The organism is Thauera sp. ZXT1-4 (genome assembly GCF_052598215.2).
Genome location: NZ_JBQWSN020000004.1, coordinates 19,791 through 46,788, shown reverse-complemented (window position 1 = coordinate 46,788; position 26,998 = coordinate 19,791). Strand labels below are relative to the sequence as shown.

Genomic DNA, 26,998 nt, shown 5'->3' with positions numbered 1-26,998 from the left:
TCGGGGGGCGGGGCGGATGGGTGGGCTTGAGCGCTTGCGCAGTTCGGTACGCGCCAAGCTGCTGTGCCTGGTGCTCGCCCCACTGATGCTCGGCTTTCCCATCGTCATGGGGCTGATCTGGTATTGGGGCGAGGCGTATTACCACCGCCTGATGGTGTCGCGCGTGGGCAGCGACCTCGCGACGGCGCATGGCTACTTCGAGCGCGTGATCGAAGGCGCCGGACGAGACGTGCAGGCGCTCGCGGCCTCGCAGGCACTCGCCCGGGCGCAGCGCGACCCAGCGGCGCTGCAGGCTCTCCTGGCGGCGAGCAAGGCGCGCCAGGGCCTGGACTTCCTGAACCTGCTCGACGCCTCCGGGCGGGTGCTGGTTTCGTCCTCCGGCCTGTCTTCCATGCCGGAGCGTGGGCAGTGGCCGATGGTGCAGCGGGCGATGCTTGGCGCAGGTGGCAGCGTGATCGAGCGGCTTGCGCCCGAGGCCCTCGCGGCGATCTCACCGCTGCTTGCCGAACGCGCGCGGCTTGCGCTGGTGTCGACCGAGCGTGCCCGTCCCGATCCGCGCGCGGCGGAAACGCGCGGGCTGCTCGTGCATGCCGCAGCGCCGGTGCACGATGAAACGGGCGCCCTGGCCGGCGTGCTCGAAGGTGGGGTGCTGCTCAATGGCAATCTCGGCTTCATCGACACGCTCAACGCCATCGTCTATCGCGAAGGAACGCTTCCGCAAGGTAGCGAGGGAACGGCCACGCTGTTCGTGGATGATGTGCGCATCGCCACCAATGTGCGCCTGTTCGAGGGCGCGCGGGCGCTCGGTACGCGTGCTTCGGACGAAGTTCGCACCCATGTGCTCGACCGCGGACAGACCTGGCTGGAGACCGCCTTCGTGGTGAACGACTGGTACGTGTCCGCCTACGAGCCGGTGCTCGACAGCCGCGGCGAGCGCGTGGGCATGCTCTATGTGGGCTTTCTCGAGGCCCCCTTCCGTGCCGCGAAGCAGATGGCGCTGCTGATCGTCGCCGCGCTCTCGCTTGCGGTCTCGATCGTGGGTGCGCTGCTGACGCTGCGTTGGGCACGCAGCATCTTCCGCCCGATCGAGCGCATGCACGCCACCATCGGTCGGATCGACGCGGGCGATGAGCGTGCGCGCGTGAGTGATGTCGCCAGCCGTGACGAGCTGGGGCGTCTGGCCAACGCTTTCGACCATCTGCTCGACGAGCAGGCCGCGCGCCGGGACGAGCTGCAGGCGCTGAACGCATCGCTCGACCGCAAGGTGGCCGAACGCACGGCGGATCTTGCTACGGCCAACGAGGAACTGCGTGCCGCCCAGCATCGCCTGGTGATGAGCGAGAAACTCGCTGCGATCGGCGAACTCACCGCGGGCGTCGCGCACGAGATCAGCAACCCGGCTGCGGTGATCCAGGGCAATCTCGACCTGCTGCGCGAGGAGCTCGGCCCGGCGGCGCAACCGGTGAGCAACGAGATCCGCCTGATCCACGAGCAGGTGGGCCGCATCCGGCTGATCGTGACCAAGCTGCTGCAGTTCGCGCGCCCGGGGGAGTTCGCCGGCTACGTGGAGGACGTGGACGTAAATGCCGCGCTCGCCGACTGCCTGTTGCTGACCCGCCAGCATCTGGCGCGCTCGGAGGTCAGGGTCGTGCAGAACCTTGCGGCGACGGTCAACGTGCAGATCAACCTGCAGGAGCTGCAGCAGGTGCTGATCAACCTGATCGTCAATGCGGTGCAGGCCATGCCGGACGGCGGGACGCTGACCCTGTCCACGGTCGACCGCGATGCGGATGCCGATGCACGCGGCGCTCTCATCCGGGTGCGCGACACCGGCAGTGGCATCCGTGCCGAGGACATGGCGCGCATCTTCGACCCCTTCTTCACCACCAAGAAGCGCCAGGGCACCGGCCTGGGGCTCTCCATCAGCCACACCCTGGTGGAGCGCTACGGCGGCCGTATCGAGGTCGACAGCCGGCCCGGCGAGGGAACGTGCTTCACGGTGAGCTTGCTCGCCGAGCCGGAATATCGTATTGAAGCCGGCCTCGCCGACGCTCGTGTAAACACGGCGCATACGAAAACGGATGCAACATGAAAGTCATCGGCTTCGCCGGCTGGTCCGGCAGCGGCAAGACGACCCTGGTCGAGCAGGTCATCGGCGTGTTGAGCGCGCGCGGACTCGCGGTATCCCTGGTCAAGCACGCGCACCACAGCTTCGACATCGATCACGCGGGCAAGGACTCCTGGCGCCACCGTCAGGCCGGTTGCCGCGAGGTCATGGTCAGTTCCGGGCAGCGCTGGTCGCTGACGCGGGAACTTCGCGGCGCCCCCGAAGCGACGCTGGATGAGCTGCTCGCCCATCTGGGGCCGTGTGATCTCGTGCTGGTCGAGGGTTTCAAGCGCGCGCGGATCCCGAAGATCGAGGTGCGTCGTACGGTCATCGCGGCGCCTTTGCTGCACCTGAACGACCCGGACATCGTTGCGGTGGCGACCGACGCGCCGCTCGACACCGCGCTGCCTCAGCTCGACATCAACGATCCGCATGCGGTGGCGGACTTCATCGCCGCCCGGGTGTTCAGTCCAGTCCGATGACCTGGCCCAGCGGGGTGAGGTCGTAGCCTCCGAGCCGATCTGCCAGCGCGCGAGCAGCCGGGCCGCCGAAGGCGGAGAGCAGGTTCTGGAACAGGTGGCGGAACACCACCTCGCGCGGCAGCGCCAGATCGAAGGCCTCCCAGCCGAGGGGAAGGAAGCCCAGGCCGAACTCGGCCGCCGCGCCGCGGGTGCCGGGTGCGCAGTCGGCGTCCTCGCGCGCGACCAGCGCTGCAGCTTCGCGCTCGGTGTGGGCGGTGGCGACCGCGCTGCAGTCCGCCACAGAAAACCCGCGACTGGCGAGCGCCGACTCGAGGAAGTGTGCAGAGCCGGCGCCGGTCTGGCGCATCGCCCAGCGGTAGTCGAAGGCGGCCAATGTGCCGATGCCGTCCACCGCCAGTCCGCGGCGCAGGATCACGCCTTGCTCCCGCAGCCCCAGGCGCACCAGCGCCCACTGGCGATGGGGGGCGAAGCGGCGTAGCAGCGTGGCGTGCTGCTGGGCACTGTGCTCCACCCCGCCCCAGTGCAGTGCGCAGACGCTGGCGCGCCGGCGGGCCAGCAACTCGAGCCCGGCCAGGGTGCCGGTCGGGCTGTAGGCGATGAAGGCATCGCTGCCGAGCGCAGGTGCGAGCGCGGCCACGGTGGCCGAAAGCAGCGGGTCGTCGCTGCCGGTGATCAGCAGCCGGTCGGTGAGCGCGCCGCCGTGGGCCTGCTCGAGCAGCCACTCTTCCAGCATCGCGCGCGGGAACAGCCACTTGCCGCCCACCCGTGCTGCAGGGATCTCGCGACTGTTGGCCAGCGCGTAGAGCTTCTTCTCGTTCAGGTGCAGGAAAGCCGCGGCCTCACGCGCGGTGAGGCACGGGCTCTGCAGCGCCCCGGTGTCGGGCAGCGTAGGGGTGGAAAGCGGGGCCTTGCTCATCGCGGGGGGCGCATGCTCAGCTGTCCGGCGTGTGCAACGCGCCCGCTGCCGCCTCGAGTTCGGCGCGGGTGTTGATGTTGCGGAAGGCCGCTTCCTCGTCGTCGAAGGGCACCTCGACGATGTTCAGGCTGCCGTACCAGCGGTCGATCTTGCGCCCGCCAGAGGCGAGGAAGGCACCGAGGTGTCCGGCGAGGTCCCGCCTGCACAGGCAGAACACAGGATGCGGCTGGTCGAAGGTCTTCGCCACCGCGAGCTGGGCGCCGGCGGCGTGCAGGGCTGTGGCGAGGCGCTCGACCAGATCCGCGGGCAGGAAGGGCGAGTCGCAGGGCGCCGTGACCACGAAGGGATGGTGTGCGCGCATCAGTGCCGCATGCAGCCCGGCGAGCGGGCCGGCGAAGCCGTCGATGTCGTCCCCGAACACGGGGTAGCCGAAGGCCTGCCAGGCGACAGGGTTCTGATTGGCGTTGATGATCAGCTCGTCGACCTGGGGTGCCAGGCGCTCGAGCGCATGCGCAGCCATCGGCCGTCCGGCGAGCTCGACCAGGCCCTTGTCGACGCCGCCCATGCGGCTGCCCTGGCCGCCGGCGAGCAGCACGCCGGTGATGCGGCGGTCGGCGGGGGATGGGTTGGAAGAATGGGAATGCGTGGCGTCGTTCATGGCTGGCAGTGTGTCGTGATCAGGTCTTCCCCTACGCCCGTGCAGGCAAAGGGCCGCGAGGCCGGCTTCAGTTACGCTCGAAACGGTCCTCGCCGGTGAACAGCAGGTAGTGCTTGCCCTGGGCGCGGCCGATCATGGTGAGGCCGATCCGGGTTGCGATCTGCCAGCCCATGTGCGTGAGGCCGGAGCGCGAGACCAGGAAGGGGATGCCCATCTGGGCGGTCTTGATCACCATCTCCGAGGTCAGGCGGCCGGTGGTGTAGAAGATTTTGTCGGCGCCGTCCAGGCCGTCCAGCCACATCTGGCCCGCGATCGCATCGACTGCATTGTGCCGGCCGACGTCCTCGAAGAACATCAGGATGCTGCAGCCCTCCGGCGTGGCCTGCGCGAGTGCGCAGCCATGCACTGCACCGGCCTGCTTGTAGATCGACTCGTGATGGCGCACCGCGTCCATCAGGGCGTACAGCGTAGACTGCTTGAGCTGGCGGTCGTGGGGCAGGCGGATCTGGTCGATCTCGTCCATCAGGCCGCCGAACACCGTGCCTTGGCCGCAACCCGTGGTGACGGTTCGGCTGCCGAGTCTGCGGTCGGCATCCTCCAGCCCGTTGCGCGTGGTCACCGCGACCGCTTCCACGTCCCAATCCACCTGTACGGCGGCGATCTCGTCCAGGCTGCGCACCAGGCGCTGGTTGCGCAGCCAGCCGATGGTCAGCGCCTCGGGCGCTGCGCCCAGCGTCATCAGGGTGACGATCTCGCGTTTGTCGACATAGAGCGTCAGGGGGTGTTCGCCTGCGATCGGGGTCGGCACGACCGCGCCGAGCTCGTTGATGGCCGGGATCTCGATGGTCAGCGGACGGCTGGCCTGGCTCAGCTGCGGGCGGCGGGGAGGGGGCATCACTGCAACTCGGATAAGCGAACCCGCCCGATTGTAGCCGCAAGCCCGGTCTCCCATGGCCCTCCCGCGGCTGGGGTTTCCCACGGTCGCGCGCTGGCAGGCCGGCACGTATGCTATAGACCACATAGGTTCGAACCGTACGGGACGGCACGATGAAAAAATTTCCGATTGCGGTGATCATGGAGCGCCGCCGCCTGAACAATCCCTGGGTCGACGCCGCCTGGGAGGCGGTCGGTGTGGTGCCCGCCTTCGACGATGTCGATCCCGCGCCCTCCAGGATCGTCGATGAGGCCGATCGTTGCCAGTGGCGCTTCGGCGCGCTCGCGCTGGAGCTGTTTCGGGACGAGGCGGAGAACTATTTCGCCAACATCACAGCGCCCATTCCCAAGGTCTTCATCCAGTGGCGCATGGAGGAAGACCTCGCGCGCCCGACCGCGGTGACGGTGAGCTACGGTGAGGCGGCGCGCTGGCTGGATTCGGGCGAACAGGTCGATGGGGTGGCGATGCCGCGCGAGATTGCTGACTGGGCAGGGGACTTCGTCAATACGCACTACAAGCCCGAGCCAAAGAAGAAGGTCAAGCGCAATGATCCGCTCGGGCTGGACCGGAGGCGGACGTGAGCGGCAGTTTCCTCTCGCGCTGGTCACGGCGCAAGCTCGCCGCGAGCTTGCAGCGCGCACCGGGCCCGGCCCCCGAACTCGAGGCCGCACCCGCATCTGCGACGGTGGAGAGCGATAGCGTCCTGTCCGGCATTCAGGAGGTGCCCGCTGCGGCGCGGGCTGGGGGCGACGACGATGCACACGCTGCCGCCGGTGCCGAGGAGCCCCTGCCGCCCGTGGAGAGCCTGTCACTATCCTCTGACTTCAGCGCCTTCCTCAAGCAGGAGGTGGGCGAGGCCCTGCGCCGCAAGGCGCTGCACAAGCTGTTTTCCGATCCGCACTTCAACCGTATGGACGGGCTGGACATCTACATCGACGACTATTCACAACCGGATCCAATCCCGCCCGAGGCGCTGGCCAAGCTGCGCCACGCGCGTGAATGGCTCAGGGCGAATGAGGCCGAAAACGATGCGCCCCCGCAGGCGAGCGTGGCGCAAGGCCCTGACGATTCGGCCACTCACGCGGACGCGGCTGCACCCGCTGAGGAGACCGCGGGGGCGGAAGGCCGCGCAGTGGAGGCGGGCGGACGACAGGAGGGCGCAGAGGCGGAGGGGGGCGCAGAGGAGGGTGCGCTGGATCAAACAGGGCGGGCTCCGCGACAAATCGCACCCTGAGCGACAGTTTGTCGCTTTTTTCCAGGGCGATCGGATTTGCTGCGGTATTTTCCGGTGTTGCGAGGCGTCTGCTCCGTTCGCTCCTGGCCTATGAACTGCTTTGCTTAGGCGATAGAAGGAACTGAACATGCCCGACCGCCACGATACGACTGCCCGCGTTCATCTCTGCGACTGCAACCGAAGCTTCACGCTCGACCCCGGGCGGTTGGCCGACGCTGCAGGCGCAGCGGTGCATTGCCATCGGTCCTTGTGCGGCAGCGAACTGCCGGTGCTCGAGGCGTCCCTCGGCGGCGCCCGCACGGTGCATGTCGGCTGTACGCAAGAGGCTGCGCTGTTCGCCGAGCTTGCAGAGGAATCCGGCGCCGGCGAGCGCATCCGCTTTTTCAACTTGCGCGAAAACGCCGGCTGGTCGGCCGAATCCGCCGCTGCGACGCCCAAGCTCGCCGCGCTGATCGCCGCCGCGACCACGCTGGCCGATCCTGAGCCGGTGGCGGCGGTGCAGATGTCGGCCGGGCGCAGCCTGCTGATCATCGGTGAGGCGGGGGCGGCGCTGGGCTGGGCGGAGCGCCTGGCGGGCAGCTTCGAGCCGGCTGTGCTGATCACTGCGCGCACGAAGGATGCCGAGCTGCCGGCGGTCAACACGTATCCGGTGTGGACGGGCAGGCCGGTGGCGCTTTCCGGTCATTTGGGCGCCTTCGCGCTGGAATGGACGCAGGACAACCCGATCGACCTCGAGCTGTGCGTGCGCTGCAACGCCTGCGTGAAGGCCTGTCCCGAGGGCGCGATCGGCTGGGATCTGCAGGTCGACGCCGACGCTTGTCGCAGCCACCGCGCCTGCGTCGCCGCCTGTGGTGAGATCGGCGCGATCGACTTCGCGCGCGTCGACACCGCACGCCGCGAGCGCTTCGACCTCGTGCTCGACCTCTCGGTAGAGCCGCTGCTGCGCCGCGTCGAGCTGCCCGACGGCTACGCCGCCCCGGGACGCGACCCCTTCGAGCAGGCGCTCGCGGTGCAGGCGCTGGGGGAGTTCGTGGGCGAGTTCGAGAAGCCGCGCTACGTCGCCTTCGAGGCCGGCCTGTGCGCCCACAGCCGGGCGAAGAAGACCGGCTGCACGAACTGCATCGAAGCCTGCTCCACCGAAGCGATCCGCAGCCAGGGCGACGTGATCGCGGTCGACCCCTGGCTCTGCAAGGGCTGCGGCACCTGCAGCACGGTGTGCCCCTCGGGCGCGCTCTCCTTCCAGTATCCGCGCGTGCCCGAGCTCGGCCAGCGCGTGAAGACGCTGCTCGCCGAGTACGCGCGCGCCGGCGGCAGCGACGCCTGCCTGCTGTTCCACTCCGCCGAGGCCGGCACCGCGGCCATCGCGCGCCTGGCCCGCCGCGGCCGCGGCCTGCCGGCGCGGGTGATCCCGATCGAGGTGTGGAGCGTTGACGCGGTTGGGCTGGACCTGATGCTCGGCAGCCTCGCGCTCGGCGCCTGTCAGGTGGCGGTGCTCGCCGCCGGCAGCCACGACGCCGCGCCGCTGCAGGCGCAGGCAGGGCACGGGCAGACCATTCTTACTGCGCTCGGCTACCGCGGAGAACACCTGCGCGTGATCGAGGCCGACGCCGACGACTGGCAGGTGCTCGAGGCAGCGCTCTACGGCTGGGTGCCCGCCACCGGTGTCGCCGAGCCCGCGCGCTTCCAGTTGCTGCTGAAGAAACGCGAGACGCTGGATTTCGCGCTGCGCCACTTGGTCGCGCAGGCTCCGGCGGCACACACGCCCGCCGGCCTGCCCGCGGCGATCGCGCTCAAGGCTGGCGCGCCCTTCGGCCAGGTGGTCGTGTCCGATGCCTGTACGCTGTGCATGTCCTGTACGGGTGCCTGCCCGGCCGGCGCGCTGCGCGCGGCGAGCGACGCCTATCGCCTCGAGTTCGTCGAGAAGAACTGCCTGCAGTGCGGCCTGTGCGAGGCCTCCTGTCCGGAGTCCGCGATCACGCTGGCGCCGCGCCTGCTGCTCGGTGAGGACGCACGCAAGGCCCGCGCCCTGCGCGAGGCCGACATCTTCCACTGCACCGCCTGCGGCAAGGCCATGGGCGCCGCGCCGCTGATCGAATCCATGATCGCCCGCCTTTCCGGACACTCGATGTTCGCCGGCGAGGCCGAGCGCGCGCGCCTGCGCATGTGCGCCGACTGCCGGGTGATCGACATGATGAAGGCCGGGCCGGCCGTGAAGGCCTGGGACCTCACTGAATGAACGACTCCGAATGAACGACACCGCGACCTCCACATTTGCCCTCCAGCCGCAGCCGACCTGGTCGGACGAGGACCGCGCGCGTGCCGAGCACTACGCGCTGCTCGCCCGCCTGTTCCACGCCCCGCCCGATGCCGCGCTGCTGGTCGCACTCACGCAGACCGGGCGCACGCTCGGCGGCGAAGGCGGCGAGTTGCCGCGCGCCTGGGCCGCCCTCGGCACCGCGGCGCAAGCGATGCCGGCGCAGGCGGTGGCCGATGAGTTCGATGCGCTCTTCGTGGCCGTCGGCAAGCCCGAGGTCATGTGCAATGGCTCCTGGTACCTCACCGGCTTCCTGCAGGAAGAGCCGCTCGCCGAACTGCGCGACGAACTCGCCGAACTCGGCCTGGGCCGTCGGGCGGGCGTCACCGAGACCGAGGACCACATCGCCGCGCTTGCCGAGGTCATGCGCCACCTGGTGCTGACCGGGCCGGACGCCGCGGGGCTGGAACGCCAGCGGCGCTTCTTCGGTCGCCATCTCGCACCCTGGTATGCGCAGTTCGCCGGTGCGCTGGCGGCGGCGCCGGGGGCGGATTTCTACGCGAAGGTCGGCGGCCTGCTGGCGGCCTTCATGGACATCGAGCGCGAGGCGTTCGACATGCTGGAGGCGGAAGCGCGCTGAGCGCGGCTGCCATGGAAACGAGGCCGGGCCGGCACGAGCCGCTCCGGCGCATAGAGGGGAGAGCGAGGATGAAGGACGAAAAAACCAAGCTGTCGCGCCGCAACTTTATGGCCGCGATCGGTGCCGGCGGTGCAGCGGGCGCCGCCGCGCTGGCGGCGACCGCCGCGCAAGCCACGCCGGTCACCGCCCAGGTGGTGGAGGACGCGCGCCGCGAGGCCGCAGACCAGGGCGTGAGCGAGCACATGCGCAATTACTACCGCACGACGCGGATCTGAGGAGGACGCGAGGATGTTGACGAAGAAATCCGCGACCGCCGCCACCGGCGCGCGTCGCCTGCGCGGCGCCGCCGCGCGCCAGCTCGGCCAGACCATGGACCGCCGCGCCTTCCTGAAGCGCTCGGGCCTGGGTGTGGGTGCGGGGGCGCTCGCCACCCAGCTGCCCTACAACTTCATCGGCGCCGCCGAGGCCGCCGCGCCCGCGGGCGTGTCGCGCGCCGAGGGCAAGGCCGAAGTGCGCCGCACCGTGTGCACCCACTGTTCGGTCGGCTGTGCCAGCGACGCCATCGTGCGCAACGGCGTCTGGGTGCACCAGGAGCCGGTGTTCGACTCGCCGATCAACCTCGGCGCGCACTGCGCCAAGGGCGCGGCCCTGCGCGAGCACGGCCACGGCGAATACCGCCTGAAGTACCCGATGAAGCTGGTCGACGGCAAGTACCAGAAGATCTCCTGGGAGCAGGCGCTGAACGAAGTCGGCGACCGCTTGCTCAAGATCCGCGAGGAATCCGGCCCCGACGCGGTGTACTGGATCGGCTCCTCCAAGCACAACAACGAGCAGTCCTACCTGCTGCGCAAGTTCGTCTCCTTCTGGGGCACCAACAACTGCGACCACCAGGCGCGCATCTGCCACTCCACCACCGTGGCGGGCGTGGCGAATACCTGGGGGTACGGCGCGATGACGAACTCCTACAACGACATGCAGAACGCCAAGGCGATGCTGTTCATCGGCTCGAACGCGGCCGAGGCGCACCCGGTGTCGCTGCTGCACATCCTGCACGCCAAGGAAAACGGCGCGAAGATGATCGTGGTGGATCCGCGCTTCACCCGCACCGCGGCCAAGGCCAACCAGTACATCCGCATCCGCTCCGGCACCGACGTGCCCTTCCTGTTCGGCCTGCTGTACCACATCTTCCAGAACGGCTGGGAAGACAAGCAGTACATCGACGACCGCGTCTTCGGCATGGACAAGATCCGCGAGGAGGTGCTCGCCAAGTGGACGCCGGACCAGGTGGAAGAGGCCTGCGGCGTGCCCGAGGACCAGATGCTGCTGGCCGCGCGCACCATGGCCGAGAACCGGCCCTCCACCATCGTCTGGTGCATGGGCCAGACCCAGCACTCGATCGGCAACGCGATGGTGCGCGCCTCCTGCATCCTGCAGCTTGCGCTCGGCAACATCGGCAAGTCGGGTGGCGGCGCCAACATCTTCCGTGGCCACGACAACGTGCAGGGCGCGACCGACATCGGGCCCAACCCCGACTCGCTGCCCGGCTACTACGGGCTGGCCACCGGTTCGTGGAAGCACTGGTGCAACGTGTGGGGCGTGGACTACGAGTGGGTCAAGAGCCGCTACGTCTCGCAGGAGCTGATGGAGAAGTCCGGCATCACGGTGTCGCGCTGGATCGACGGCGTGCTCGAGAACAAGGAGCTCATCGACCAGCCTGCGGGCAACCTGCGCGCGGTGGTGTACTGGGGCCACGCGCCCAACTCGCAGACGCGCGGCGCCGAGATGGTCGAGGCGATGAAGGCGCTCGACACCCTGGTGGTGATCGACCCCTACCCGTCGGCGACCGCGGCGATGGCGGCGATGGTGAGGAAGGAGGGCGTGTACCTGCTGCCGGCCTGCACCCAGTTCGAGACCGTCGGATCGGCCACCGCGTCGAACCGCTCGATCCAGTGGCGCGAGAAGGTCATCGAGCCGCTGTTCGAGTCCAAGCCCGACCACACCATCATGTACGCCTTCGCCAAGAAGTTCGGCTGGGCCGACGAGTTCGTCAAGAACATCAAGCTCGAGAAGGACGCCCAGGGCTGGGACGAGCCGAGCATGGAGGACACGCTGCGCGAGATCAACCGCGGCACCTGGACCATCGGCTACACCGGCCAGTCGCCCGAGCGCCTCAAGCTGCACATGAAGAACATGCATACCTTCGACGTGAAGACGCTGAAGGCGGTGGGCGGCCCCTGCGACGGCGAGTACTTCGGCCTGCCGTGGCCGTGCTACGGCACGCCCGAGATGAAGCACCCGGGCACGCCCAACCTCTACGACACCTCCAAGCACGTCATGGACGGCGGCGGCAACTTCCGCGCCAACTTCGGCGTTGAGAAGGACGGCGTGTCGCTGCTCGCCGGCGAGGGCTCGGCCTCCAAGGGCGCCGACCTGCAGATGGGCTACCCCGAGTTCGACCACGTGCTGCTGAAGAAGCTGGGCTGGTGGGACGAGCTCACCGAGGCCGAGAAGGCCGCGGCCGAGGGCAAGAACTGGAAGACCGACCCCTCGGGCGGCATCATCCGCGTCACGATGAAGAACCACGGCTGCCACCCCTTCGGCAACGCCAAGGCGCGCGCGGTGGTGTGGAACTTCCCCGACCCCGTGCCGCAGCACCGCGAGCCGATCTACTCGCCGCGCCCGGACCTGGTCGCCAAGTACCCGACCCACGACGACAAGATGAAGTTCTGGCGCCTGCCCACCTTGTACAAGTCGATGCAGGAGAAGGTGAAGGACATCTCGAAGGACTACCCGCTGGTGATGACCTCCGGCCGTCTGGTCGAGTACGAGGGTGGCGGCGAGGAGACCCGCTCCAACCCCTGGCTGGCCGAGCTGCAGCAGGAGATGTTCGCCGAGGTGAACCCGAAGGACGCCAACGACGCGGGCTTCCGCAACGGCGAGTACATCTGGGTCGAGTCGCCCACCAAGGCGAAGCTCAAGGTGCGCGCCCAGGTCACCCAGCGCGTGGCGCCGGGCACAGTGTTCCTGCCCTTCCACTTCTCCGGCTGGTGGCAGGGCAAGGACATGCTCGAGTTCTACCCCGAGGGTGCGGCGCCGGTCGTGCGTGGCGAGGCGGTCAACACCGCCACCACCTACGGCTACGACTCGGTGACCATGATGCAGGAAACCAAGACCACCCTGTGCCGCGTGAGCAAGGCCTGAGGGCGAGGAGAATAAAAGATGGGACGCATGAAATTTCTCTGTGACGCCGAGCGCTGCATCGAATGCAACGGCTGCGTCACCGCGTGCAAGAACGAGCACGAGGTGCCCTGGGGCGTGAACCGCCGCCGGGTGGTGACGATGAACGACGGCGTGCCGGGCGAGCGCTCGATCTCGGTGGCCTGCATGCACTGCTCGGACGCGCCGTGCATGGCGGTGTGCCCGACCGACTGCTTCTACAAGACCGAAGACGGCGTGGTGCTGCACGACAAGGACAAGTGCATCGGCTGCGGCTACTGCTTCTACGCCTGTCCGTTTGGCGCGCCGCAGTTCCCTAACGGCCCGGCGGCCTTCGGCGCGCGCGGCAAGATGGACAAATGCACCTTCTGCGCCGGCGGCCCGGAAGAGACCAACTCGGCGGCCGAGTACGAGAAGTACGGCTCCAACCGCCTCGCCCAGGGCAAGCTGCCGCTGTGCGCCGAGATGTGCTCGACCAAGGCGCTGATCGCCGGCGACGCCGACGTGGTGGCCAACATCTTCCGCGAGCGCGTGCTGCGCCGCGGCACCGGCGCCGAGGTGTGGGGCTGGGATGCCGCCTACGGCGGCGGCCAGCAGAAGCAGGAACGCAAGCGGGAGGGCCAGTCATGAGCGCGCGCAAACTGAAGTCGATCTCGCTCGCGGCGCTCGCCGGCGTCGCGCTGCTCGGTCTGTCGGCGTGCAGCGAGGTGCCGCAGGTCACCGTGTACGAGCAGGGCCAGTACCGCGGCAAGACCGACGCCCGTCCCTGGGACGGCGGCGAGTTCAAGGGCGACCGTGCGGCCTGGGAGAAGGCGCTCAAGGAGCGCGCCCGCGGCCAGAACGAGTACAACCGCATCCAGTGAGGAGAGCGCCATGACGACACCATCGATGCGGGTGCGACACGGCGGCTGGCTGGCCGTGCTGTTGCTCGCGCTCATGCTGTGGGCGACGGCGCTGCCGTTGCGCGCGGCCGAACCGCCGCCCGGCAGCAGCGCCGCGGACCAGGCCCAGCGCCAGGTCGAGCGGCCGCTCAACAACGCACCGGTGTGGCGCGCGGTGCGCTCCGGCGAGGAGCACTTCACCACCGTGCGCGGCCCCGAGGCCGGCGTGCTGATCCAGAGCGAAGGCAACACCTGGCGCCAGCTGCGCAACGGCCCGGTCACGCTGTACGGCGGCTGGCTCCTCATCCTCGTGCCTTCGGCCATCCTGCTGTTCTGGCTGGTCAAGGGCACGCTGAAGCTGCACGGGCAGAAGACCGGGCGCAAGATGCTGCGCTTCTCGGGCTTCGAGCGCTTCGTGCACTGGGGCACGGCAATCAGCTTCCTGCTGCTCGCCGTCACCGGGGTGGCGATCCTGTTCGGCAAGCATGTGCTGCTGCCGCTCATCGGCCACGGCGGGTTGGGCCTGCTGCTCAACGCCGGCAAGCTGGTGCACAACTACGTCGGCCCGCTGTTCGCGGTGTTCGTGCTGCTGATGTTCTTCGCTTTCCTGCGCGACAACGTGTGGCGGCCGATCGACGCGGTGTGGATCCGCCGCGCCGGCGGCTTGCTCGACGGCAGCCACGTGCCCTCGGGGCGCTTCAACTTTGGCGAGAAGACCTGGTTCTGGTTCGGGGTCACGATCCTCGGCTTCACCGTGGCGGTCTCCGGGCTGGTCATGGACTTCCCGAACCTGGGCGACTGGACGCGGGCTGATATGCAGACCGCGAACATCGTGCATGCCATTGGTGCAATCCTGATGCTGGGCCTGGCCTTCGGCCACATCTACATGGGCACCCTGGGCGCGGAAGGCGCCTACGAGTCGATGAAGACCGGCTACGTCGACGAGACCTGGGCGCGCGAGCACCATGAGCAGTGGTATCACGACATCAAGGCGGGCAAGTCCGGGCACCCCTGAACGCCGGTTTTCTCTCCCCGCCCGGGCGACGCCTCCCTGCAGCCCGGGCCATTCGGCCCCGCGTGGCATGTGCTGCGTGGGGCCCCGTTTTGCGCGTTTCTCGCTGCCCGTGCCCGTGCCCGTGTCATGCGCGTTGTGCGGCTGCTTCGGGGCACATGCCGCAATCTCCATGATTCGTGCGGGTAGAATGCCGGCTTTGAACGCGCGCGGAGCACCTCATGGCTGAAACCTTCTTCTCTCCCTGCCCGCGTGGGCTCGAGGCGCTGCTCGTGGAGGAGCTGACGGGCCTGGGGGCGCGCGAGGCGAAGGCGGTCCATGGTGGGGTGAGCTGGCAGGGCGACTGGGTCGCCTGCCAGCGCGCGAATCTGGAGAGCCGGCTTGCGACCCGGGTGCTGTGGCGGGTGGCCCAGGGGCGCTATCGCGCGGAAGTCGATCTCTACAAGCTTGCGTACAGCGTGACCTGGGCGAAGTGGTTCACGCCCGACGACACGATCCGGATCTACGTCACTGCGCAGAAATCCCCGCTCAAGAGCCTCGAGTTCGTCACGCTGCGGATCAAGGATGCGGTCTGCGACCACTTCAGGACCGTGGCCGGACGCCGGCCGAGCGTGGACACCGCGAACCCGGCCGTGCGCATCCACCTGTTCCTGACTGCCGACACTTCGACGCTCTATGTCGACACCTCCGGCGAGCCGCTCTACAAGCGCGGCTACAAACCGGCTGCAGTCGAAGCGCCGCTGAAGGAGAACCTCGCTGCGGGCATCCTGCGGCTCTCGGGGTGGCAGCCGGGAGAGACGCTCATCGACCCGATGTGCGGGAGCGGTACCTTCCTCATCGAGGCGGCGCAGATGGCCCTCGATGTCGCTCCCGGGCTGGGACGCGGGTTCGCCTTCGAGCGCCTGCGCATTCACGATCGCGCGGCCTGGGCGGCGCTGCGGCGAGCGGCAGAGTCACGGCGCAAGCCAGTGCGCGCGTTGCCCATCCACGGTTCCGACATCGTCGCCGAATGGGTGCGGCGGAGCCGGGTGAACCTCGAATCCGCCGGGCTGGCGGATTGTGTGAGCCTTTCGCGCGCCGATCTGCTCGAGCGAGAGCCGCCCGCGCAGTCCGGTGTGATGGTGGCGAACCCGCCCTATGGCGTGCGCCTGGGCGAGGCGGAGGCGCTTGCGGCCTTCTATCCGCGCCTGGGTGATGCGCTCAAACGGCGCTGGGGCGGCTGGCGCTGCTATTTTTTCAGCGCGGACACCGCGCTGCCCAAGCTCATTGGCCTCAAGGCCAGTCGGCGCACGCCCCTGTTCAACGGTGCGCTTGAATGCCGGCTGTATGAGTACCGCATGGTGAGTGGCAGCAACCGCGAGCGCCCGGCACGCGACGAGGCCTGATCAAGCGTGGCTGTGGGCCCGGCCCGGAGGGGGCGGGGTCCGCACGCGCGGCCCCCGCGCGGGCAGGGGCCGCGGGGCGGATATCAGGCCGGGGCTTGGGTTTGACCCGTGATGTATCCCGCCACCAGCGCGAGCAGTTCCTCTTCCTGGTAGGGCTTGCCGAGGTAGTGGTTGGCGCCGATCTCTTCTGCGTAGCGACGGTGCTTCTCGGCCAGACGGGAGGTGATCATGATCACCGGGAGGTGCTGCAGACGCTTGTCGGCGCGGATGTTGCGCACCAGATCGAAGCCGTCCATGCGCGGCATCTCGATGTCCGAGAGCACGACGTCGGGCAGCGTGTCGATGAGTTGCTCCAGCGCGTCCACGCCGTCCTTCGCGGTGATTACGCGATAGCCCTCGCGCTCGAGCAGGCGCCCGGTGATCTTGCGCACGGTCAGCGAATCGTCGACCACCATCACCGTGGGCAGATGCAGCGGTGGCGGGGCTTCGGACTCGGGCGGCAGATGGATGCTGTCGATCTCCTGCTCGCCGAGCCCTCGGCTGGCGAGCGCGACCGGGTTCAGGATGATCACGACCTCACCATCGCCGAGTACCGTGGCGCCGGACATGCCGACCACCCGGGTGAGCTGCGGCCCCGCATTCTTGACGACAATGTCCTGGTTGCCGCGCAATCCATCCACATGCAGGGCAAGCCGCTGCGCACCGGCGCGCAGCAGCAGCACCCAGTTGTAGCGCTGTTCGAGCGGGCGCGCGTCGCGGTCGCCGAGCAGGCGCGGCAGATAGCGATAGGGGAAGTGCTCGCCCTGCCACGCGTAGCCGTGCTGCTCCTGCAGCGTGCGCAGCGGGGCGGGCTTGAGTTCCATCGCCTGGGCGACGAGGCTGGACGGAATGGCCCAGGTGCGTCCGCCGGACTGCACCAGCAACGCGCGGGTGACCGCGAGCGTGAGCGGGATGTGGATCGTGAAGCGCGTGCCCGCACCGCGTGTGGAGGCGACGCTCACCCGCCCGCCGATCGCGGCGGCCTGCGCCTTGACCACGTCCATGCCGACGCCGCGCCCCGACACTGCGGACAGTTCGCTCGCGGTGCTGAAGCCCGAAAGGAAGATCAGGTTGGTGAGGCGTCGTTCGTCGGCCTGCTCGTGCTCGCCCAGCAGACCGCGTTCGCGGCCGCGGGCCGCGATGCGCTCGAGATCGAGGCCGGCGCCATCATCGGAGACGTCGATGGCGATCTCGTTGCCTTCCTGGCGTACGTTCACAATGATGTCGCCGGTTTCGGGCTTGCCCGCGGCATGACGTGCCGAGGGCGTTTCGATGCCGTGGGCGAGCGCATTGCGCAGCAGGTGCTCGAGCGGCGCGGCGATCTGTTCCAGCACACTGCGGTCGACCGAGATGCGGCCGCCCCTCAGGTCCAGGTTTGCGCGCTTGCCGAGGTCGCGAGCACTCTGCCGCACCACCCGGTAGAGGCGGCTCGCGAGGCTTTCGAAGGGCAGCATCCGCACCTGCATCAGACCTTGCTGGAGATCGCGGGCCAGACGTGCCTGGCTGTTGAGGGCAAGCTCGGCGCCGTCCAGGTTCAGCAGCAGGTTTTGCTGCACCGTGGTCACGTCGTTGACGCTCTCGGCCATCATCCGCGTCAGTTCTTGCAAGCGGGTGTAGCGGTCGAGCTCGAGCGGGTCGAAGTCGCCATGCTCCGCCCCCGACTGTGCGATGCGCGACTGCATCTGCACGTCGGCCTGGATCTCCACTTCGCGTAGCTGGTTGCGCAGGCGGATGACGTTCTCGGTGAGGTCCAGCAGCGAGCGGCGCAGCGTACGCAGCTCGCCGTCGATCCGGCTGCGTGCGACCCCGATCTCGCCCGACTGGTTGACGAAGCGGTCGATCAACTCCGTGCGCACGCGCAGGGTCGGGCTGCTCAGCACTTCGGCGTCGGGAGTGGCTTCGCCCTGAGGCGTTCCTTCGTCGGCCGCGGTGGGCGCGCGTGCTGCACCTTCGGCCCCGGCGGCCTCGCCGGGCACCTCGGCAGCCTGGTCACCCAGGGTGAGTGCGCCGATCGTTTGCTCGGACTGATCCAGGCCGTGAGCGAGTGCGTCCACCAGGCTGGCGATGGACTCGCGTGCTGCAAGGCCGTCCTCAAGCCGGGATTCGAGCTGGTGCAGCTGCGTGCCGAGGCTCATTGCCCCCGCCATGCGCGCGCTGCCCTTTAGCGAATGCAGCAGGCGCGCGAGCACCTTCGGTGCTTCGCTATCGGCATGCGGGGCATTGCGCCAATTGCGCAGGGTGTCGTGCAACTGCCCCAGGACTTCGCCGGCTTCCTCAAGGAAGATCGGCAACAGGTCGGCGTCGAGGTCGTCGCGGACGGGCGGGAGCTGTTCGGCCGCTTCCCGCGCGGCGGATTCCGTGCGCACCGGGGACGTCGGAATTTCCGACGGGGCGGGCTCGCTTCGGAGGGGCTCGGTCGCGACCTCGCTGGGTGGCTCCACCCCGGCCGCAGGTTTGAGCTCGACGTCGAGTGCGGACTCGATCTCGCCTTCGTCCTCGACCGCCAACGCGCTCTGAGCCGCCGGCTCGGCCTTCATCGCCGGTTCTGCCTCGGTGGGCGCAGGGGGCTCCAGCATCCGTGCGGCCGAATCGAGTGCACTCACGAGCGTGGGTGTGGCCTGCGGTGCTTGCCCGGCGCAGGTTTCGGCGAGCATGGCGCGCATGGCGGCCTGCGCGTCTTCGAACAGCGCGAGCTCTTCGGCGTCGGGCACGCGCCCGCCCTCGGCCAGCCGCTCGAGTGCGCGCTCCAGCGCGCGCCCGAGTTTGTGGGGGGCGTCGAGCCGTGTCGTGCCCGAGATTCCGGTGAAGGTGTGCACTGCACGGATGCTCGCGGCGGAAGGCGGCCTGTGGGCGCCGGCCTGCAGGGCCAGGAGCTCGCTGGCGAGCGTGTCGAGGTGCTGCACCGCTTCCGAGCAATAGAGTTCGTGCAGTGCGGCGGAGATCTCGACGTCGCCGATGCGTACCACCGCCGGCTGTTCGGCCGTTTCGGTGGGGGGGATGTCGACCGCCTCGAGGGTGGGGGCGGTCGCCGTCTCCTCATCCAGGGCGTCTGCCGCCTCAGGTTCTGCGCGCTCGAATTCAGGAAGCTCCGCGGAGGCAGTGGCCGCTTCGGGGGGCAACTCGGCTTCAATCGGTTCGGGCAGCAGGTCGATCTCCAGCGGCTCGAGCAGGTGGTCTTCCTCGTCCCAGGAAAGGTCGGGAGCCGGGAAGTCCTCGATCGAAAATGCTGCGGCCTCCGGCGTTTCGTTGTCCGGTGCCGGTGCCGGTGCATGGGGCGCTTCCGCAGTCTCCTCCGGCCCGAGCGGGGGAAGTTCGCCGAGCTCGGCGTCGATGAGGAAGGCTGCGCTCTCGAGCACCATCTCGGCTTCGGCGGCCGGTTCCGGTTTGCTCGCCTCGGGCTCGGGCGGCGGGATTTCGGGAAGCGCGGGTTCGAGCACTTCCGGCTCGGCCGGTGGCTGATCCTGCGCTGGAAGGACGGGCGCTTGCTCGGCGTTGCGCAAGCGCTCGGCATCGGTGATCAGGGCGCTTGCCTCGACTGGGCTCATGTCCCGGGTTTCGAGCAGCGCTACCCAGCGCGAGAACACTTCGCGACCGTCGTCGATGAAGTGCAGCAGCGCAGGGGTCACCGGCCATTCGAGCTGCAGCCAGCGGTTGAGCGTCTGCTCCACCGCCCATGCCACCTCGCCCAACGCAGTGAGCCCAACCATGCGCCCGCTGCCCTTGAGGGTGTGGAAGCTGCGGCGGATCGTGACCAGGGCCTCCCTGTCTCCCGGCGCGGTGCGTAGCAGCTCGAGCTGCTCGCTTTGCGTTGCCAGCACCTCGTGCGCTTCTTCGATGAAGATGCCCAGCAGTTCCTCATCGATCGGCGCCTGCTCCTCTCCAGCAGGCTCGGTTGTCGCAGGCGCCGCTGCAGGCGGTTCGGCTTCGACCGTCGGTGGGGCGGCCGGCTTCGCAAGGGGGGCCAGTGTGAGCGCAGCCTGCGGCTCGTTGAGCAGTTGCTGCGCCCGGGCAAGTTCGTCGTTGAGGGCCTCGTCGATCGCTGCTGCCGGGGTTTCCGCCTCCGCTACCGGCATCTGTACCGGTGCGCCGGCTTCGTCCTCGGGTTCGTACGGCTGGGCAGATTCAGTGGGGGCTGAGTGAGGCGCTCCAGGTACACCGTGCGCCAACAGGGCGTGGATGTTGGCGCCGCCGCGGGGCAGGGCGTCCAGATAGAAGCCGAAGGCGGACAGCCGCTCGGCGAGCGCTTCGAGCTTGCCGTCCTCGGGGCTGGCATCTTCGCGCGTGAGGCTGGCGATCCTCGTCGCCGCGTCGCGCACGATGGCCAGCGCTTCCGTTTCGCCCAGCACGCTGAGCGCGCCAATGATCTGCTGCAGCGGGTGATGCAACTTCTCGAGCGGATCGCGCTTGGCCTGATCTCGGAAGAAGTCGTCCAGGGTCTGCTCGACCTGCGCCAAGCTGCTGCGCATCTCCTTGACGAGTTGCTCGATGGCGGCCTTTTCCTGTGCCTGGCTTGCGGCGCGAAAGCTGTCGCCGCCTTCATCCTCGCCCAGGGTCTCGCCGCGCTGAAGTGCAGCGAGGCGCTCGGCCAGCGCGTCGGCGCGGGCCGTGAAGCCGGGCTCCGCGGGGCGCGGTGTGAGTGCGGTTTCGAGCGTGAGCAGCGCGGTGGCGACTTCCATCGCGGCTGCCTGGGGCAACTGCAAGGGGTCTCGGCGCAGCCAGTGAGCGAAACCAGCAAGCGCGCCGATCAAGCGCTCGACGCCCGGGCGCGAGAACGTTGCAGCGGAAGGTCCCATCTCCACGAGCGCATGCTCGAAATGCTGCAGGTCGACGGCCGTCCCCGCACAGAACGCATCCCAATGCAGGCGGGCGGCGGCGAGGTGCCGGCCCAGCGCGTCGAGCAGCGGAGCAGTCGGCGTTCCGCTCACCTGCACGCCGGCGGTTGGCAGCAGTGCTTCAAGGCCGTAGAAGCTGCGGACGGCGCGTTGATGCGGCGTCACTGCCGGGCAGTGGGCGATCTCGTAGAGGAGCTCCCTGAGCAGTCGATCGGGCTGCGACGCGGTGCCGGTGAGCAGGCGACGGAACTGGGCGTCGATCTGGGTGCACAGGCGCTTGACTGCGGGTTCGGGCTGCAGGTCGTCTGCGATCAGGGCGTCGTAGAACGCCAGGCTGATCCACCACAGCGCGTGCGCGGGTGCGCCTTGCTGCAGCCTGGCGACCTCGGCGATCGCCTCGCGCATGGTGCGCGCGCCTTCGCCCGCGTTGCCTTTGCGCAACCAGTCGAGCAGGCCGCGCTCGAAGCGGCTGCGCGCGTTGCGCAGTGCGCTGCCGGCGTCGTCGCTGGCTGAGGGAGTAGCGGAGGCTGTAGAAGAGGCGACCAAGGCCGGGGGGCGGCGGGAAAGATCCGGATAGAAAAGGTCCACCGGACCTGCTGCGGTCTGGCCAGACGCTGCGACGAGCTCGAGATAGGTCTCGCCAAGGCGGAGCGGCTGGTCTGGCGCGCCGTGAGCGAGTTCATCAAGGTAGTTGCCGATCATCGCAAGTGCGCGCCGCACGAGTTCGCGCTGCGCTGCAGGTGCGCCTGCCTCGCCATGTGCCATGGACGAGAGCAGTTTCTCTGTGGCGTCGGCGAACTGGGTCAGACCGTCCAGGCCAACGATCGCGAGCGCGCCACGAACCTGGTGCAGGTGAGTCTGGGCAAACTGCAGGCCGGCGGTGCCGTCGGCGTCGGCGCCTTGCTCCAGCGCTTCCCGCGCACGCGCGAGCGCGGCATCGATTTCGCCCTTGACCCAGGTCAGCGCGCCCAGGTCGGGCTCGGTGGCGTTTGTCATGCTTGATCTTCCTGGCGGGGTGCTCAGACCTTGAAGCCCGAAACCGAACCTTTCAGCTCGACCGCGAGCTCGGCGAGCTGCTCGATCGACACCGCCGTCTCACGGGTACCGAGCGAGGTCTGCTCGGTGACTGCCAGGATGTCCTTCATGGTTTCGGCCACCCGGCTGGCGGTCGCGGCCTGGGTCTGGATGTCGGCAGAGATTTGCTCGATGAGGCGGGCGGTGTCGGTGCTCACCGCGTCGATCTCGGCCAGCGCCTGGCCTGCGGCGTCGGACAGCTGCGCCCCTTCGACCACGTCCTGGGTCGCATTTTCCATTGCGACCACTGCGTCCTGGGTGTCGGTCTGAATCGTCTTCACGATCGCTGCGATCTGCTTGGTCGCCTCTGCGGAGCGTTCGGCCAGGCGCTGCACTTCTTCCGCAACGACGGTGAAGCCGCGGCCGGCCTCACCCGCCGAGGCGGCCTGGATGGCGGCGTTCAGCGCCAGCACGTTGGTCTGCTCGGTAATGTCGGAGATCAGCTCCACGATCTCGCCGATCTCCTGCGAGGATTCGCCGAGGCGCTTGATCCGCTTCGCCGTCTCCTGGATCTGGGTGCGGATGTCGTTCATGCCGCGGATGGTGTTCGCCACCGCGTCCGCGCCCTTGCGCGCGACGTCCAGTGAGCGGCGGGCCACTGCCGCGGACTGCAGGGCACGCTCGGAGGATTCCGTCATCGACTGGGCCATGCGCTCGGTGGTCGTGCCCGCCTCTTCGATCTCGCGCGACTGCCGCTCGGTCGCGTCGAGCAGCTCGTTGGAGGTGTTGCGTGCGGATTCGGTCGCATTGGTCACGCGCGAAGCCGCGTCGTTGATTCGCCGCACGAGAACCGCGAGCTCTTCGATGGTGTAGTTCACCGAGTCGGCGATGGCGCCCGTGATGTCTTCCGACACGGTCGCGCGCATTGTAAGGTCGCCGTCGGCGAGGTCGCCCATCTCGTTCATCAGGCGCAGGATGGCCTGCTGCGAGAGGTTGCGTTCGTTCTCAGCCTTCTGGCGCTCAACCTCGGTTGCTGCGCGGCGGGCGGCGAGGTCGCTGGCGTAGCTTCGGATCATCAGGATCAGCAGGAATACCGACAGGGCGGCGGTCAGCAGGGCGCCGACGTGCAGTGGCCCGAAGCCGCTCGAGATGCGGGTCAGCGCGTCTGTGAGCGATGCGCTGCCGGCGAGCAGCGGCGCAGCGTCGCTCGCGATCCCGCGCGCGGCTTCCCGTGCCTGCAGCAGGGGGTGGGTGCCGGCGACGATGCTGTTGATCGCGGTCAGCGTCGGGCCTGCGACGATCTCGAGCTCCTGGGCGGCACTGGTGAGGCGGGTGCCTGCGGCCCTGCGCTTGAGCTGCTCCAGTTGCTCCCGCATGCGGTCGCCGGCCGCGCCAAGTGCGGCGGCTGCTTCAGGTGTGGCTTCCTCGGCCAGCAGTAAGGTGTTGGCGTGCCCGGCCGCGCGCTGGGCCTGCATCGAGAGGGCAGTGGCTGCGGACAGGAGGCCGGTGTCGGACGCGTCGGCGATCGCTTGTCGCAGCATGTCCTCGCTTGCGTCGAAGAGCGCTGCGCTTTCGCCGTTGATGGTCTGCACCGCGGCTGCGACGGCCACGAAGATATCGGCCTGATTGGCGAGTTGCGCGGTTGCGCTGGAAGTCTTGCTCCAGACCGCCCCGAGCTGCTCCAGTTGCGGGCGTACCGTCTCCGGAACCGGAGGCAGGATGGCGTCACCGTAGGTGCCGCCTTCGTCCAGGGTCTGCAGCAGACTGGCGAAGCGGGTGCGGGTGCTGTTCAGTTCGGCGATCGATCCCGCGTCTCCGAAGCGGACCATCTGCGCGGAGCGGGCCAACTGCTGGGACAAGGTCTGCAGTTCGCTGGAGGCGCTCACCTGCAGCGTGTTGAGCGAGGAGGTCCGACCCTGGTAGACGAGCAGGCCGATCGTGGCGATGACCAGCGCAGCGAGCATCATGCCGAGGCCGCGAAGGTCGCTTCCCGAGCGCTCCGGAACCGGCTTGGTATCGGAGGCTGGCGTGCGCCGCGGGGCGCCGGTTTCGAGAATCGTGCTCTCCTCGGTGCTGCCGGGGGCCGCATTCTTCTTGGTGAACAGGTTCAGTGCCATGATGGAAGCTCGAATTCAGTCGTTTTGGGCGGAAATCGGCGGGCTCGTCATTCGAGGCCGGCGTCGAGGAAGGCAGGTTGCGAGAGCAGGCGCACGGGGTCGAGTTCGAGCCAGACGCGACCCTGGAGGTCGCGCAGGCGGCGCCTCACCCAGGGGCGTGCATCGGCTTCGGTTTCGGCCTCGAAGTCTTCATGCGCACGCAGCCCGGTCGAGGCGCCCACCAGCAGGGCGGCGTTCACGCCGTGGCGGGCGCCAATCAGGAGCAGGCGTGCGCTGCCCCCGGCGGGGGTGGCCGGCTGACCGTTGAAGAGGGCGAAATCGACTACGCCGAACAGCGTGCCGCGTACGTTGGCCAGCCCACGGTACCAAGGGTGGGTAAGGGGAACGGCAGACAGGCCCGGCGGAGGAAGGATCTCCCCCGCTTCGGCCAGGTCGATCAGCCAGTGCTCGCTTCCACAGGCAAACCCGAGCAGGCCGCGACGCCCGGTGGTGCCCGCTTCGGCGAGCCGACGTGCCAGCCGTTCCTGGAATTCTCGCAGGCTGCTGCGGCCCATGGCGCTTAGCCCATGGCCCGGATGCGGGCGAGCAGATCCTGATGGTCGACCGGCTTGACCAGATAGGCCAGTGCGCCCTGGCGCATGCCCCAGATCTTGTCGGTTTCTTCGCCCTTGGTGGTGCACATGATGATGGGGATGTCACGCGTCGTGTCGTGGCGCGAGATCGTGCGCGTGGCCTGGTAGCCGTTCATGCCGGGCATGACCACGTCCATGAGGATGAGGTCGGGGTGGTCGGCCTGACTGCGCGCGATGGCTTCTTCTCCGCTCTGGGCGGTCAGCACTTCGTAACCGTTCTTCACGAGCACTTCCTGCATGGCGAGGCGCTCGGTGGGCGAGTCGTCGACGACGAGAATCCTGTGAATCGGCATCTTCGTGATCCTGTCCTGTTCAGTGGTTGCGTTGCGTGGCGTGGGCGGAGACTGCCTTGAGCAGGCTGTCCTTGGTGAAGGGCTTCGTGAGGTATTCGTCCGACCCGACCATACGCCCACGCGCACGGTCGAACAGGCCGTCACGGGAAGAAAGCATGATCACGGGGGTCGAGGACAGGCGCGGGTTCTTCTTGATCAGCGCGCAGGTCTGATAGCCGTCGAGGCGCGGCATCATGATGTCTACGAAAATGACGTCCGGATGGTGGTCGGTGATCTTCGCAAGCGCGTCGAACCCGTCCTCGGCCAGCAGCACCTCACAGCCCGCCTGGGTGAGGAAGATCTCGGCGCTGCGCCGGATCGTGTTGCTGTCGTCGATGACCATCACCTTCAGCCCGGCAATGTTCATGCTCTGTCGTCTCCCCTTCGTTCTTCAGGTGCGGGGCCACGGCTTCGTGGCGCCACTCAGATCTCGACCATCTCGAAGTCACCCTTGCCGGCGTGGCACTCCGGACAGGTCCAGTTGGGCGGAATGTCTTCCCAGCGCGTGCCGGGTGCGATGCCTTCGTCTGGCAAGCCTGCGGCTTCGTCGTAGATGAAGCCGCAGATCCGGCACATCCAGGTGCGGTATGAAGTATCGTCCATGAGTCTGCGCAGCTTAAGGCTTGGCGTTAGAATTCGCGGAATCTTAACGCATCCTCTGTGGTGCAAACGTGGCGTAGTTCTCGCTCATGCCAATTGCGATTCCTGATACGCCGCCGTGCGTGATGTGCCTGTCCGCAGGAGATCCGACCGGCGGCAGCGGCCTTGCCGCCGACATGCTGACCTTGTCGAGCATGGGCTGTCACCCCTTGCCGGTGCATACCGCGGCGCTGGTGCGCGATACGCGCGGCGTTGAAGAGGTGTGGCCGACCGAGCCCGAGTTACTGGTGATGCAGGCGCGCACTGTGCTCGAGGATGTGCCGGTGGCCGCATTCAAGCTCGGCTTCTGCGGCAGCGTCGAGAACGTGGCGGTGATCGCGGAGATTCTGTCCGACTACCCCGAAGTGCCGCTGGTCGTCGAGCCCGGACTGCAGGCTGCGATGCAGATGGGCGAGCCGGGCGAGGAGATCGTTGCGGCGCTGTCGGACCTGATCCTGCCCCAGACGACCCTGCTGGTGGCGGATCGTCACGCCCTGTGCCGTCTTGCCGGCGTCGATGCGTTGCCGCACGAAAGCGCTGCCGACGATGAAGGGGAGGGGAGTGAAAATGCTCCCGATGTGGATGAAGCGCTCGCGCGCGTGCTTGGTGGAGGGGTCGAGTACGTCCTCCTCACCGGCGGCAGCGAGCACGGGCCGCAGGTGCTCGACACCCTGTTCGGCCATGAGGGGGTGATTCGCACCGATGCCTGGCCACGGCTGCAGGGCAGCTTCCTTGGCGCCGGCAGCACGCTGGCCGCGGCGGTGGTTGCCGCGATGGCGCACGGCATGGATCTGCCCGAGGCGGTGCGTGAGGCACAGGAGTTCACCCAGCAGACGCTGCGACACGCGTACCGTCCCGGCATGGGGCGTGCGCTTCCGGACCGCTTCTTCTGGGCGCGGGGCAAAGGCGCGGAAGATGTCTGAAGCGCTGCGCAGCCCAGTCGGCCAGGTGCTTCGCGGGCTCTATGCGGTCACCCCGGACGTGACCGATACCGTCCGCCTGCTGGCGCTCGCCGAAGCGGTGCTGGCGGGGCGGCCGGCCCTGCTGCAGTATCGCAACAAGACCGCCAGTGCAGCCTTGCGCAGGGAGCAGGCCTGCGCGCTGCAGCGCCTGTGTCGCACGGCCGCGGTGCCCTTCATCATCAACGACGACCTGGCGCTGGCGCTCGAGGTCGGTGCGGACGGCGCCCATCTCGGTCGCGACGATGGCTCGCCTGGGCAGGCGCGCAAGGCGCTTGGCACGCAGCGTATTCTTGGTCTGACCTGTTATTCCGACTGGTCGCGTGCGACCGAGGGCGCCGAGATCGGCGCCGACTACATCGCCTTCGGTGCGATGTTTCCGTCGATGACCAAGCCGAACGCACCACCTGCGCCCTTCGCAATGATCACGCGCGCGAAGCGGGAACTTGGCCTGCCGGTGGCGGCCATCGGTGGCATCACCCTTGCCAACGCGGGGCAGGTCCTGGCAGCGGGTGCCGATCTGCTTGCGGTGGTGGGCGACCTGTTCGGGGCGGGGGATCCCGCGGCGCGGGCCGCCGCGTATCGCAGCTTGTTCTGAACGGTGGAAGGGCCCCGGCCCTGGTTGCACAGGGGGGCGCGTGTGCGCCGGGTGCCGGCCCAAGCCCCGGAGCGGAGGCGATTCTTGACCTGTGCGGTGGACCGGCCCAGTCAGTGG

Annotated in this window: 23 protein-coding genes; 14 read left to right on the top strand and 9 right to left on the bottom strand. The window is 68.5% G+C overall.

Features of this window, described 5'->3' with window-relative positions; all coding sequences use genetic code 11:
• The first annotated feature begins 16 nt into the window (after positions 1-16).
• Together ACUH78_RS04830 and mobB are read left to right on the top strand one after the other, a co-directional pair.
• Complete coding sequence (locus ACUH78_RS04830) at positions 17-2,092, top strand: sensor histidine kinase (RefSeq protein WP_445332848.1); 2,076 nt, start codon at positions 17-19, stop codon at positions 2,090-2,092.
• The gene (gene mobB, locus ACUH78_RS04825; protein ID WP_435751359.1) at positions 2,089-2,589 is read left to right on the top strand and encodes a molybdopterin-guanine dinucleotide biosynthesis protein B; all 501 of its coding nucleotides are present in this window, start codon (positions 2,089-2,091) and stop codon (positions 2,587-2,589) included. The genes ACUH78_RS04830 and mobB overlap by 4 nt, the downstream gene beginning before the upstream one ends.
• Here mobB and ACUH78_RS04820 read toward each other — a convergent pair.
• The 3 genes from ACUH78_RS04820 to ACUH78_RS04810 all read right to left on the bottom strand — a co-directional run bounded on the left by ACUH78_RS04820 (position 2,573) and on the right by ACUH78_RS04810 (position 5,058).
• On the bottom strand, positions 2,573-3,505 hold the full coding sequence (locus tag ACUH78_RS04820; RefSeq protein ID WP_445332847.1) for a substrate-binding domain-containing protein: 933 nt from the start codon (positions 3,503-3,505) through the stop codon (positions 2,573-2,575). The genes mobB and ACUH78_RS04820 overlap by 17 nt on opposite strands.
• Positions 3,506-3,521: 16 nt before the next feature.
• Positions 3,522-4,163 (bottom strand): molybdenum cofactor guanylyltransferase MobA, encoded by a 642-nt coding sequence (gene mobA, locus ACUH78_RS04815; protein ID WP_445332846.1) that lies wholly within the window; start codon positions 4,161-4,163, stop codon positions 3,522-3,524.
• 67 nt (positions 4,164-4,230) lie between these two features.
• Complete coding sequence (locus tag ACUH78_RS04810) at positions 4,231-5,058, bottom strand: formate dehydrogenase accessory sulfurtransferase FdhD (protein ID WP_445332845.1); 828 nt, start codon at positions 5,056-5,058, stop codon at positions 4,231-4,233.
• A gap of 152 nt (positions 5,059-5,210) precedes the next feature.
• On the opposite strand from ACUH78_RS04810, the gene ACUH78_RS04805 reads away from it, so the two are divergent.
• The 10 genes from ACUH78_RS04805 to ACUH78_RS04760 all read left to right on the top strand — a co-directional run bounded on the left by ACUH78_RS04805 (position 5,211) and on the right by ACUH78_RS04760 (position 15,719).
• On the top strand, positions 5,211-5,678 hold the full coding sequence (locus ACUH78_RS04805) for a DUF3305 domain-containing protein (RefSeq protein WP_445332844.1): 468 nt from the start codon (positions 5,211-5,213) through the stop codon (positions 5,676-5,678).
• Positions 5,675-6,331, top strand: a complete 657-nt coding sequence (locus ACUH78_RS04800) for a DUF3306 domain-containing protein (protein ID WP_445332843.1) — start codon at positions 5,675-5,677, stop codon at positions 6,329-6,331. The genes ACUH78_RS04805 and ACUH78_RS04800 overlap by 4 nt, the downstream gene beginning before the upstream one ends.
• A gap of 127 nt (positions 6,332-6,458) precedes the next feature.
• Entirely contained in the window at positions 6,459-8,567 is a 2,109-nt protein-coding gene (locus ACUH78_RS04795; protein ID WP_435751355.1) for a 4Fe-4S binding protein, read from the top strand.
• A gap of 10 nt (positions 8,568-8,577) precedes the next feature.
• On the top strand, positions 8,578-9,225 hold the full coding sequence (locus ACUH78_RS04790) for a TorD/DmsD family molecular chaperone (RefSeq protein WP_445332842.1): 648 nt from the start codon (positions 8,578-8,580) through the stop codon (positions 9,223-9,225).
• Between the two features lie 68 nt (positions 9,226-9,293).
• A complete protein-coding gene (locus ACUH78_RS04785) occupies positions 9,294-9,500 on the top strand; it encodes a twin-arginine translocation signal domain-containing protein (protein WP_445332841.1) in 207 nt (68 codons plus the stop codon).
• Positions 9,501-9,513: 13 nt separating this feature from the next.
• Positions 9,514-12,426: a formate dehydrogenase subunit alpha gene (locus ACUH78_RS04780; RefSeq protein ID WP_445332840.1), complete on the top strand. Its 2,913-nt coding sequence runs from the start codon at positions 9,514-9,516 to the stop codon at positions 12,424-12,426.
• An 18-nt stretch (positions 12,427-12,444) separates the two neighbouring features.
• The gene (gene fdh3B, locus ACUH78_RS04775; protein ID WP_445332839.1) at positions 12,445-13,071 is read left to right on the top strand and encodes a formate dehydrogenase FDH3 subunit beta; all 627 of its coding nucleotides are present in this window, start codon (positions 12,445-12,447) and stop codon (positions 13,069-13,071) included.
• Entirely contained in the window at positions 13,068-13,304 is a 237-nt protein-coding gene (locus ACUH78_RS04770; protein ID WP_435751351.1) for a hypothetical protein, read from the top strand. The genes fdh3B and ACUH78_RS04770 overlap by 4 nt, the downstream gene beginning before the upstream one ends.
• 10 nt (positions 13,305-13,314) lie before the next feature.
• Entirely contained in the window at positions 13,315-14,337 is a 1,023-nt protein-coding gene (locus tag ACUH78_RS04765; protein WP_445332838.1) for a formate dehydrogenase subunit gamma, read from the top strand.
• A 218-nt stretch (positions 14,338-14,555) separates the two neighbouring features.
• Entirely contained in the window at positions 14,556-15,719 is a 1,164-nt protein-coding gene (locus tag ACUH78_RS04760) for a THUMP domain-containing class I SAM-dependent RNA methyltransferase (protein ID WP_445332837.1), read from the top strand.
• 83 nt (positions 15,720-15,802) lie between these two features.
• Here the strand turns inward: ACUH78_RS04760 and ACUH78_RS04755 are convergent, their stop codons facing one another.
• Genes ACUH78_RS04755 through ACUH78_RS04730 form a run of 6 tightly spaced genes read right to left on the bottom strand, consistent with a single transcriptional unit; the run spans position 15,803 to position 25,261 of the window.
• Complete coding sequence (locus tag ACUH78_RS04755; protein ID WP_445332836.1) at positions 15,803-21,586, bottom strand: hybrid sensor histidine kinase/response regulator; 5,784 nt, start codon at positions 21,584-21,586, stop codon at positions 15,803-15,805.
• 23 nt (positions 21,587-21,609) lie between these two features.
• Entirely contained in the window at positions 21,610-23,721 is a 2,112-nt protein-coding gene (locus ACUH78_RS04750; RefSeq protein ID WP_418364594.1) for a methyl-accepting chemotaxis protein, read from the bottom strand.
• A gap of 47 nt (positions 23,722-23,768) precedes the next feature.
• A complete protein-coding gene (locus ACUH78_RS04745) occupies positions 23,769-24,275 on the bottom strand; it encodes a chemotaxis protein CheW (RefSeq protein ID WP_418364595.1) in 507 nt (168 codons plus the stop codon).
• A gap of 5 nt (positions 24,276-24,280) precedes the next feature.
• On the bottom strand, positions 24,281-24,646 hold the full coding sequence (locus tag ACUH78_RS04740; RefSeq protein ID WP_418364596.1) for a response regulator: 366 nt from the start codon (positions 24,644-24,646) through the stop codon (positions 24,281-24,283).
• A gap of 19 nt (positions 24,647-24,665) precedes the next feature.
• The gene (pilG, locus tag ACUH78_RS04735) at positions 24,666-25,052 is read right to left on the bottom strand and encodes a twitching motility response regulator PilG (RefSeq protein ID WP_418364597.1); all 387 of its coding nucleotides are present in this window, start codon (positions 25,050-25,052) and stop codon (positions 24,666-24,668) included.
• A gap of 56 nt (positions 25,053-25,108) precedes the next feature.
• Entirely contained in the window at positions 25,109-25,261 is a 153-nt protein-coding gene (locus ACUH78_RS04730; RefSeq protein ID WP_418364629.1) for a rubredoxin, read from the bottom strand.
• Between the two features lie 149 nt (positions 25,262-25,410).
• On the opposite strand from ACUH78_RS04730, the gene thiD reads away from it, so the two are divergent.
• Complete coding sequence (gene thiD / locus ACUH78_RS04725; protein WP_418364598.1) at positions 25,411-26,247, top strand: bifunctional hydroxymethylpyrimidine kinase/phosphomethylpyrimidine kinase; 837 nt, start codon at positions 25,411-25,413, stop codon at positions 26,245-26,247.
• Positions 26,240-26,881, top strand: a complete 642-nt coding sequence (gene thiE, locus ACUH78_RS04720; RefSeq protein WP_418364599.1) for a thiamine phosphate synthase — start codon at positions 26,240-26,242, stop codon at positions 26,879-26,881. The genes thiD and thiE overlap by 8 nt, the downstream gene beginning before the upstream one ends.
• The last annotated feature ends 117 nt before the right edge of the window (positions 26,882-26,998 follow it).